Genomic DNA, 2,587 nt, shown 5'->3' with positions numbered 1-2,587 from the left:
CACCCGCCCGCACAGAGGCCGCGCGATCCCCGCCCCCGCCCGTACGAACGGCCGCACCCCGCCCGTAGCGAAGGAGCATGGGGAACCCGCCTCATCGCCCGAACAGCAACCGCGCGGCCGCTGTCACGCGCACCGCGCGGAAACCCGTGCCCGCCCCTCGAAGGGTGCGTGCTCACCGACCTTGCCCATGCGAGCCCCTGAAGCCGCGGCCCCCGTGGACGGTCAGGACTCCGGTGGGGCGGCGGCCTCGGCGGCGGCCTCCGGGCCTTCGTTGAGGAGGATCTCGAAACCCTCGGAGTCGAGGATCGGCACGCCAAGGTCGACTGCCTTGTCGTATTTCGACCCCGCGTTCTCGCCCGCGATCAGGAACGACGTCTTCTTCGACACCGACGACGCCACCTTGCCGCCCCTGCCGGTCAGCTCGGCGGCGGCCGAGTCGCGGGTGTAGCCCTCCAGCGTGCCCGTCACCACGAACGTCAGCCCCTGCAAGGTCTGCGGGCCCTTCTCGGGGGCCGGCTCGTCCTCCATGCGGACCCCGGCGGCCCGCCACCGGTCGATGATCTCGCGGTGCCAGTCGACCGCGAACCACTCCCGGATCGTGGCCGCGACCCGGGGCCCGATGCCTTCGACCGCGGCCAGCTCCTCCTCCGACGCGTTCATGATCGCGTCGATGGATCTCATGGTGTCGGTCAGGGCGCGCGCCGTGGGCGGGCCGACGTGCCTGATCGACAGGGCGACCAGCACCTGCGCGAGCGGCACCTGCTTGGCCTGTTCGAGCTCCTCGATGAGCTGCAGGGCGTTCTGGCTGGGCTCGCCGTTGATGTTGGAGAAGAAGGAGACGACCTTCTGCTCCCCCGTCTTCGGGTCCATCTTGGGCAGGCCGGTGTCGGGGTCGCGGACCACCGACTTGATCGGGGTCAGCTGGTCGAGTGTCAGGTCGAACAGGTCGGCCTCGGTGCGCACCACGGGCTGCTGCGGCGGCAGCGGCTGGGTGAGCGCCGTGGCCGCGACGTAGCCGAGGCCGTCGATGTCGAGCGCGCGTCTCCCGGCCGCGAAGTAGATGCGCTCGCGGATCTGGGCGGGGCAACCACGCGCGTTGGGGCAGCGCAGGTCGGCGTCGCCCTCCTTCTCGTAGGCCAGCGTGGTGCCGCATTCCGGGCAGTGCGTCGGCATGACGAACTCCCGCTCGGACCCGTCGCGCAGCGCCGCCACCGGCCCGACGATCTCGGGGATGACGTCGCCCGCCTTGCGCAGCACCACGGTGTCGCCGATGAGCACCCCCTTCTTGGCCACGACGGCGGCGTTGTGGAGCGTGGCGCGCTCGACGGTCGAGCCCGACACCACGACCGGCTCCATCACGCCATAGGGGGTGACGCGGCCCGTGCGCCCCACGCCCACCTGGATGTCGAGCAGCTTGGTGTTGACTTCCTGCGGCGGATACTTGAAGGCGATCGCCCAGCGCGGCGCACGCGAGGTGGAGCCGAGCTCACGCTGCGTGCGGAAGTCGTCGACCTTCACGACCACCCCGTCGATCTCGTACGGCGGGTCGTGGCGATGCGCGCGGTAGTGCTCGATGAACTCGTTGATCTCGGTGAGGCCCGGCAGCACCCGGTAGAGGTCGCTGACCGGCAGCCCGAACTCGCGCAGCCGGTCGTAGACCTCCGACTGCGCCCGCGGCTCGGTCGCGCCCTCCCAGACGCCGATGCCGTGCACCAGCATGCGCAGCGGGCGCTGCGCCGTGATGCGCGGGTCCTTCTGCCGCAGCGTGCCGGCCGCGGAGTTGCGCGGGTTGGCGAACGGTGGCTTGCCCTGCTCGACGAGCTGCTCGTTGAGCTTCTTGAAGTCGTCGACCGGGATGTAGACCTCGCCGCGCACCTCGACCAGGCTCGGCACGTCGTCGCCCTTGAGCCGGTGGGGCACCCCCTTGATGGTGCGCACGTTGGCCGTCACGTCGTCACCCGTGCGCCCGTCGCCTCTGGTGGCGGCGCGCTCCAGCTTGCCGTCGCGGTAGACCAGCGCGATGGCCAGCCCGTCGATCTTCAGCTCGCACAGGTAGGGGCCCGGGTCGCCCTCGGCCAGCCGCTCGGCGCGCGCCTGCCAGGCCGCCATGTCGGCGTCGTTGAAGGCGTTGTCGAGGCTCTCCATCCTGGCCAGGTGGCGCACCTTGGCGAAGTCACCGCTGACCGGCGCCCCGACCTTCTGGGTGGGCGAGCCGGGCGTCTGGAGCGACGGATGCGCCTCCTCCAGCGCCAGCAGCTCTTTGAACCACTCGTCGAACTGCGCGTCGCTGACCGTGGGCTGATCGAGAACGTAGTAGCGCCAGCGAGCCTCGTCGACCAGCTCGCTCAGCTCGGCATGCCGCTTCAGCGCGGACACCGGCACCCCGGCGACCTCAGTGGATGGCTCGCCCACGGCCTCTCCCTCCCTCAACATTCTGAGCAAACGCTACCGCCCGGCACCGACAGAAACGTCGCCTGTGGACGCACCTTTAGGCCCCCGTGAAAGTGCGCGCTCCCCCAGGTCGGACGGCTTCCTCCACGCGCCTCGCACCCGTCTCCGGACAACGCCGCCCGGACACGTGTACGCC

General features: G+C 70.8%; 1 protein-coding gene. It reads right to left on the bottom strand.

Annotated elements, in window-relative coordinates; genetic code table 11:
• Nucleotides 1-222: 222 nt before the first annotated feature.
• Nucleotides 223-2,433 (bottom strand): NAD-dependent DNA ligase LigA, encoded by a 2,211-nt coding sequence (ligA, locus tag E1267_RS43400; protein ID WP_132342101.1) that lies wholly within the window; start codon nt 2,431-2,433, stop codon nt 223-225.
• Between the last annotated feature and the right edge of the window lie 154 nt (nt 2,434-2,587).

Origin of the sequence: Nonomuraea longispora (assembly GCF_004348345.1) — a bacterium.
Classification (GTDB): Bacteria; Actinomycetota; Actinomycetes; order Streptosporangiales; family Streptosporangiaceae; genus Nonomuraea; species Nonomuraea longispora.
This window is presented reverse-complemented; position numbering and strand designations above follow the sequence as displayed.

Bases quoted from the DNA above. Each gene is read 5' to 3' on its own strand.
- ligA (WP_132342101.1), bottom strand. From the start codon at position 2,433: ATGTTGAGGGAGGGAGAGGCCGTGGGCGAGCCATCCACTGAGGTCGCC.